The organism is Sphingomonas sp. CCH9-E2 (genome assembly GCF_001557215.1).
Taxonomy (GTDB): domain Bacteria; phylum Pseudomonadota; class Alphaproteobacteria; order Sphingomonadales; family Sphingomonadaceae; genus Sphingomonas.
On sequence record NZ_LSJM01000057.1, the window covers coordinates 1 to 6,029 of the forward strand.

The window sequence follows — 6,029 nt, forward strand, 5'->3', positions numbered from 1 at the left end:
CCGCCTTCACCGCCGCGACCGCTGCCGAGCGGGTCGAGCGGATGCGGCAGCTCTGGGACGAGGCGCAGGGGCCCCGCGCCAAATATAGCCGGCTCATTCTCACCGCCCGCGCCGCCGCGCGCCTGACGCCATCGGCGGAGCATAGCGCCGACGCCGACCGGTTGATTGCATCGATGCTCAGCGCCGGGCTCGACCGCGCCGCGCTGCGTTGGAAACAGATCGCCCCGCGTGGCAGCGATGGCTGGGGCATGTTGCTGCTCGCCGAGCCCGGCCGCGCGGTCGCGGTCGGCGATGTCGAGGCCTATCGCAACAGCGCCGACTCGACCAATGGCGCGATGCTCATCGCCGCGATGGCGGGGATGGGCCGCATTCCGACCAATGATGGCGAGCGCTTGATGCGCGCATCGGGGGTCGAGTTCGGCGCGGCCAATGCCTGGACCCGCGCGATTGCGCGCGCCGCCGATGCCAATCAGCCGGGGACGGTGGTCCTGCTCGCCGCGGTCGGCATGCAGAGCCGGGTGTGGGAAGGTGTCTCGCCCGAGGCGATCTACCACATCACCCGCGCGCTCTCGCAAGTCGGGCTCGACGGCTATGCGCGGATGATCGCCGTCGAGGCGATTACGCGGCTTTGACCACGATCCGCCCGGGCGACGACCCGGCGCTGATCGAGCGCTTTCTGGAGATGCTGGCGGCGGAGGCGGGGGCTTCGGCCAACACCATCGCGGCTTATGGCACCGATCTGCGGCTAGCGTCGGCGGCGCTGGACGGCGGCCTCGCGCTGGCCGACCGCGCGGCGATCGAGCGGCTGGCAGAGGAGTGGCGCGACCTCGCCCGCGCCACCGTCGCACGCAAATCCGCCGCGCTGCGCCGCTTCTACGGCTTTCTGCTCGACGAGAAGTTGCGCAGCGACGATCCCGGCAGCGCGCTGCCCCGGCCCGGCACCGGACGCAGCCTGCCCAAGACGCTGTCGAACGCCGATGTCGACGCGATCTTCGCGGCGATTCAGGCGCGGATCGATCGCGTGCCGCTCGATCCGCGCGACCTGCGCCTGCTCGCGCTGATCGAACTCCTCTACGGCTCGGGCCTGCGCGCCAGCGAACTCGTCTCGCTTCCGCGCGGGGCGGTCCAGCCGGACAAGCCCTATCTGATCCTACGCGGCAAGGGCGGCAAGGAGCGGCTGGTCCCGCTGTCCGATCGCGCACGCGCGGCGGTGGCGGCGTGGCGTGAGCATGTCGATCCGGCGCGGCCGTGGCTGTTCCCCTCGGGCAAGGGGCATTTGAGCCGCATCCGCCTGTATCAGATGGTGCGCGACATTGCGGGCCTAGCGGGCATCCCGCCCGACCGGATCAGCCCGCACGTCCTGCGCCACGCCTTTGCCACGCATTTGCTGGAGGGCGGGGCGGATCTGCGCGCGTTGCAGGCGATGCTGGGCCATGCCGATATCGCAACCACCGAAATCTATACCCATGTCGACAGCGCCCGCCTGGTCACCCTCGTCAACGAACGCCACCCGCTCGCCGACACGCCCCGAATTGACGCGAAGCGCGACCGCGCATAGGTGCGCGCGATGGCCAGTTTTCTTGAATTCGAAAAGCCGATCGCGGAGCTTCAGGCCCGGATCGACGAATTGCGCGACACCGCTGCGGGCGGCGAGGTGGATATCGAGGCAGAGGTCGCCAAGCTGCAGGCCAAGTCCGACCGCTTCTTGAAGGACGCCTATGCCAAGCTGACCCCGTGGCAGAAGACGCAGGTCGCGCGCCACCCGGAGCGTCCGCACTTCAAACATTATGTCGCGCGGCTGATCACCGATTTCATGCCGCTAGGCGGCGACCGCGCGTTCGCGGACGATCAGGCGATTCAGGGTGGCCTGGGCCGCTTCCGGGGCCAGCGCGTCATGGTCATCGGCCATGAAAAGGGCGACGACACCACCAGCCGCCTGCGCCACAATTTCGGCATGGGCAAGCCCGAGGGCTATCGCAAGGCGATCCGCCTCGTCGAGCTGGCCGACAAGTTCGGCATCCCCGTCGTGACGTTGGTCGACACCTCCGGCGCCTTCCCCGGCATGGAGGCCGAAGAGCGCGGGCAGGCCGAAGCGATCGCCCGCTCGACCGAAGCGTGCCTCAACCTCGGTGTGCCGATGGTCGCGTCGATCCTGGGTGAGGGCGGTTCGGGTGGCGCGGTCGCGCTTGCCGCCGGCAACCGCGTGCTGATGATGGAACACGCGGTTTATTCGGTGATCTCGCCCGAGGGGTGCGCCTCGATCCTGTGGCGCACCGCCGACAAGGCCGCCGACGCCGCCGAAGCGATGAAGGTGACCGCGCAGCATCTCAAGGAACTGGGCGTGATCGACACGATCGTCGCCGAGCCGCTGGGCGGCGCGCATCGCGACCATGCCAAGGCGATCGACGCACTCGGCGACGCCATCGAAGCGGCGCTCAAGGATCTGTCGGGCCAGAGCGCGACCGCGCTGCGCAAGGCGCGCCGGGCCAAGTTTCTGGCTATGGGTCGGGCGTAACCGTCCCTCGAACAAGCAAAAATGGGGCGGGGGCCAAGGGTCGCCGCCCCATCTTTACGGGTCGTTCAGGTCACGACGCCTTCATGTTCGAAGAGACGTTCGTGAACGTCTTTTTGAGCTGGTTGCCCAGGCCCTGCATTGCGGCGATCGCAGCCACGGCGATCAGTGCGGCGATCAGGCCATATTCGATTGCGGTCGCAGCGCGTGTATCGCGCAACGTCGCCAAAAAGCGCTTAACCATAAATCCCCCTGCTTCGAAAAAGGGGCGGTGAACCGCTGGCTCACCGCCCCCTGTTCAGTCGTTTCGAAACGAAGGGGTCTTACGACGCCTTCATGTTCGACGAAACGTTGGTGAAGGTGGTCTTGAGCTGGTTGCCCAGGCCCTGCATCGCGGCGATTGCAGCGACGGCGATCAGAGCGGCGATCAGGCCGTACTCGATTGCGGTGGCGCCCTTCTTGTTGCCGAAAATCTTGCGGATCGTGTTCATACCGGTCTCCATCCTGTTCGAAGCTTCAGTTTTCCCGGCTGCGCCCGGTGAAAACCGGTCTCAGCAAGCCCGAAACTAGGGGACGGAAGTTAATAAAGGCCTTAGACGCACGGCTGCATCGGCGAAAAATCAGCCGGGGTTCTGGACCTTGTTGCTGACATTGTTCCACATGCCCGTGGTGCCGCCGGCCAGTTCGGTCAGCGCGCCGATCAGGACAAGGACGATGAGCGCGAGAATAAAGCCATATTCGACCGCCGTCGCACCGCGATTGCAGCGTGACAGTCGGGTCAGCAATGGCTTGCGTTCAGGCATCCTCGGCCCTTCATGTTGGCGCTACCGGAAAACTACGGAAACAAGATTAACGAAATGCTGAATTCGGATGCTGGGATTCCATCAGGGCGTATCCTTACGGTAGTGGCGGCGGCGCTGGTCGATGCCGACGGGCGCGTGCTGGTGCAGCAACGTCCGCCGGGCAAGCCGATGGCCGATCTGTGGGAATTTCCCGGGGGCAAGGTCGAGCCGCACGAGCTGCCCGAAGCCGCTTTGTGCCGCGAGCTGCAAGAGGAGTTGGGCATCACCGTCGACCCCGCCGCGCTGGTCCCCGCAACCTTCGCCAGCGCACCGCTAAGCGAGCGCCATTTGCTGCTGCTGCTCTACACCTTGCGCAATTGGGGCGGGGAACCCGTGGCGCGGCACGCGACCGCGCTGCAATGGGTTCACCCGCCCGCCTTGCGCACCCTCGCCATGCCGCCAGCGGACATCCCGCTGATCGGCATGCTCGAGGCGCTGCTTTAGGTCGTGCTCGGCGTCGGCTCGCTGCGGGTACGCCACAGCGAGTAGACGATGCCCGTGGTCAGGATCGCGGCGGTAATACCCAGCGACACGACCGGCGGGATCTTCGCCAGTCCCAGCGCATCGGCGACGAAGATCTTCGACCCAATGAACACCAGCAGCACCGCGAGCGCGTACTTCAGATAGTGGAACCGGTCGACCAGCGCCGACAGCGCGAAATACAACGCGCGCAGGCCCAGGATCGCGAAGATGTTCGACGTGTAGACGATGAACGGGTCGGTGGTGATGGCAAAGATTGCCGGCACCGAATCGACAGCGAACACCAGGTCGGCAAACTCGATCATCACCAGCGCCAGGAATAACGGCGTCGCATGCCGCGCCACCGTCCCCGTCTTGGCATCCGGCTCCTGCACGAAGAACGCCGTCCCGCGCAGTCCGTCGGTCACGCGCATATGCCGCTTCAGCCAGCCGAGCAGCGGCGAGTTCGCCACGTCATAGGGCGTGTCGACCATTCGCCACATCTTGATGCCGGTGAAGATCAGGAAGGCGGCAAAGAGGTAAAGCACCCAGCCGAATTCGGACACGATCGTCGCGCCCAATGCGATCATGATCGCGCGCAGGACGATGACGCCCAGGATGCCCCAGAACAGCACCCGGTGCTGATACTGACGCGGGATCGCGAAATAGGTGAAGATCATCGCGATGACGAAGACATTGTCCATCGCTAGGCTCTTCTCGACGACGAAACCGGTGACGTAGTTGATCGCCGCGGTCTCGCCGAGCTGCCACCAGACAAAGCCGCTGAACGCCAGGCCGAGCACGATATAGAAAGCGGAGAGCATCAGGCTCTCCTGCACGCCGATCTCGCGCGACTTGCGATGCAGGACGCCGAGGTCGAGCGCGAGCAATGCGGCAACCAGCCCCATGAAGGCGAGCCACATCCACACCGGCTTGCCCAGCCAGAGTAACGTCAGAAATTCCATGGTGAATCAGCCCCTGTTGGCTAAGGCGCGTTCTGCGCCATCATGGCGGTCCGACATCATGCGCGTCGCGCGCATCAGAGGGGCCCGGACCGCCGGTGGTGGTCGAAATCAGCTACCGGTCGCGAGCGTGCGCTTCCAGTGGCCGGCCAGACGGTCCTTGACCGCCAGCTTCAGCTTCTTGAGCCGCAACAGCCGAAACCCGTCCGGATTGCGTCGCCGCGCCTCGCGACGAATTTCCTCGTCCAGTTTGCGGTGGACGACGCTCAGACGGTACAACATGCCACTCATCATAATGCCTCCTGTCGATGTGAAATCGATCGGACGGCCGTCAGCGGGTGGATACGGTCACGAAAAGCCCAGCCTGCATCGGGTCATCCGATGCGGTCCGACATCGCGATCATACGATCGCCAGAGGGGCCCGGTCCGCGCGCTGTTTATGGCTGCAGCGCACCATTTTGTCAAGATGTCAGGGCTTGGGCCGCAGTGCATCGGCCAGCGATGCGCTCGCCGAACCGCGCCGCGCGGGCTTGGGCTGGCTGGGGTCGGGGGCCCAGCCGGTGACGAAGATCGCGTCGAACCGCTCGCTGGTCCGCCCCTCGCCATCGGCGCGCGTGGCGAAGGCTTGCGCGGCGCGTGCCACTGCGCTGCGGGTCAGCGGGGCGGGGTCGCGCAGCAGGCTGGTCGCGCCCATGCCGCGCAGGTCGCGGACCAGGTCGAACAGGCTGGCGTAACGCACCTCCAGCGTCTCGACATCCGCCACCGGCAGCGCGAACCCCGCGCGGACCAGCAGATCGCCTGCCGCGCGCACATCGACCTGAGGATGCACCCGCGCCGCCGGCCGATCGCCCTCCGCCTCCAGCATCACGCTGCGCAGGGTGGAGAGCGTCGACCCGCCCAGAAACGCGCCCATGAACAGCCCGTCGGGCCGCAGCGAGCGGCGGATCAGCGCCAGCGCGCCGGGCAGATCGTTGACGCTGTCGAGCACGCCCGCCGAGACGACGAGGTCATAAGCGCCCTCGGGCGAATGCGGTCGGTCCTCATCGGCCTGCACTCCCCCCGACAGCGCTGCGAAGCGCGTCCCGGCGTCGAGGCGCGTGACGCGCGCACCCGGCGGTGGGACGAAGGTCCCATCGAAGCTGCCCAGGTCCAGCACGTCGCGAAACTCGCGCCGCACCGCGTCGAGCCGCTCGGCAATCCCGTCGAGCATCCAGGCCCGGATGAAGTCGAACCCGGCAAAGCCCGGCGCTGCGC

The 6,029-nt window shown here is 66.6% G+C and carries 9 protein-coding genes and 1 pseudogene; 4 read left to right on the forward strand and 6 right to left on the reverse strand.

From position 1 onward, the window contains the following. The 3 genes and pseudogenes from AX681_RS22295 to AX681_RS03230 all read left to right on the forward strand — a co-directional run. Positions 1-632: pseudogene (locus AX681_RS22295) on the forward strand (hypothetical protein); the annotation flags it as partial. Then, complete coding sequence (locus tag AX681_RS03225; protein WP_082749493.1) at positions 629-1,558, forward strand: tyrosine-type recombinase/integrase; 930 nt, start codon at positions 629-631, stop codon at positions 1,556-1,558. The pseudogene AX681_RS22295 and the gene AX681_RS03225, both read left to right, overlap by 4 nt. Positions 1,559-1,567: 9 nt before the next feature. Further along, positions 1,568-2,515: an acetyl-CoA carboxylase carboxyltransferase subunit alpha gene (locus AX681_RS03230; protein WP_066665298.1), complete on the forward strand. Its 948-nt coding sequence runs from the start codon at positions 1,568-1,570 to the stop codon at positions 2,513-2,515. A gap of 70 nt (positions 2,516-2,585) precedes the next feature. On the opposite strand, the gene AX681_RS03235 is transcribed toward AX681_RS03230, so the two are convergent. From AX681_RS03235 to AX681_RS03245, 3 genes are all read right to left on the reverse strand, one after another. Beyond that, the gene (locus AX681_RS03235; RefSeq protein ID WP_066665299.1) at positions 2,586-2,756 is read right to left on the reverse strand and encodes a Flp family type IVb pilin; all 171 of its coding nucleotides are present in this window, start codon (positions 2,754-2,756) and stop codon (positions 2,586-2,588) included. A gap of 79 nt (positions 2,757-2,835) precedes the next feature. Then, the gene (locus AX681_RS03240; RefSeq protein WP_066665303.1) at positions 2,836-3,003 is read right to left on the reverse strand and encodes a Flp family type IVb pilin; all 168 of its coding nucleotides are present in this window, start codon (positions 3,001-3,003) and stop codon (positions 2,836-2,838) included. Between the two features lie 129 nt (positions 3,004-3,132). Continuing rightward, the gene (locus AX681_RS03245) at positions 3,133-3,315 is read right to left on the reverse strand and encodes a Flp family type IVb pilin (protein ID WP_066665300.1); all 183 of its coding nucleotides are present in this window, start codon (positions 3,313-3,315) and stop codon (positions 3,133-3,135) included. Positions 3,316-3,369: 54 nt separating this feature from the next. On the opposite strand from AX681_RS03245, the gene AX681_RS03250 reads away from it, so the two are divergent. After that, complete coding sequence (locus AX681_RS03250) at positions 3,370-3,798, forward strand: (deoxy)nucleoside triphosphate pyrophosphohydrolase (protein WP_066665304.1); 429 nt, start codon at positions 3,370-3,372, stop codon at positions 3,796-3,798. Here the strand turns inward: AX681_RS03250 and AX681_RS03255 are convergent. The 3 genes from AX681_RS03255 to AX681_RS03265 all read right to left on the reverse strand — a co-directional run. After that, complete coding sequence (locus tag AX681_RS03255) at positions 3,795-4,778, reverse strand: TerC family protein (RefSeq protein ID WP_066665301.1); 984 nt, start codon at positions 4,776-4,778, stop codon at positions 3,795-3,797. The two genes, AX681_RS03250 and AX681_RS03255, sit on opposite strands and share 4 nt — an antisense overlap. A 108-nt stretch (positions 4,779-4,886) precedes the next feature. Continuing rightward, entirely contained in the window at positions 4,887-5,066 is a 180-nt protein-coding gene (locus tag AX681_RS03260; protein ID WP_066665305.1) for a DUF465 domain-containing protein, read from the reverse strand. 178 nt (positions 5,067-5,244) lie between these two features. Continuing rightward, a partial coding sequence (locus AX681_RS03265) for a methyltransferase domain-containing protein (RefSeq protein ID WP_066681789.1) occupies positions 5,245-6,029 on the reverse strand: 785 nt, incomplete at its 5' end.

Coding starts and splice junctions, on each gene's coding strand:
- AX681_RS03230 (WP_066665298.1), top strand. CDS start 1,568: ATGGCCAGTTTTCTTGAATTCGAAAAGCCGATCGCGGAGCTTCAGGCC.
- AX681_RS03235 (WP_066665299.1), bottom strand. CDS start 2,756: ATGGTTAAGCGCTTTTTGGCGACGTTGCGCGATACACGCGCTGCGACC.
- AX681_RS03240 (WP_066665303.1), bottom strand. CDS start 3,003: ATGAACACGATCCGCAAGATTTTCGGCAACAAGAAGGGCGCCACCGCA.
- AX681_RS03245 (WP_066665300.1), bottom strand. CDS start 3,315: ATGCCTGAACGCAAGCCATTGCTGACCCGACTGTCACGCTGCAATCGC.
- AX681_RS03250 (WP_066665304.1), top strand. CDS start 3,370: ATGCTGAATTCGGATGCTGGGATTCCATCAGGGCGTATCCTTACGGTA.
- AX681_RS03255 (WP_066665301.1), bottom strand. CDS start 4,778: ATGGAATTTCTGACGTTACTCTGGCTGGGCAAGCCGGTGTGGATGTGG.
- AX681_RS03260 (WP_066665305.1), bottom strand. CDS start 5,066: ATGAGTGGCATGTTGTACCGTCTGAGCGTCGTCCACCGCAAACTGGAC.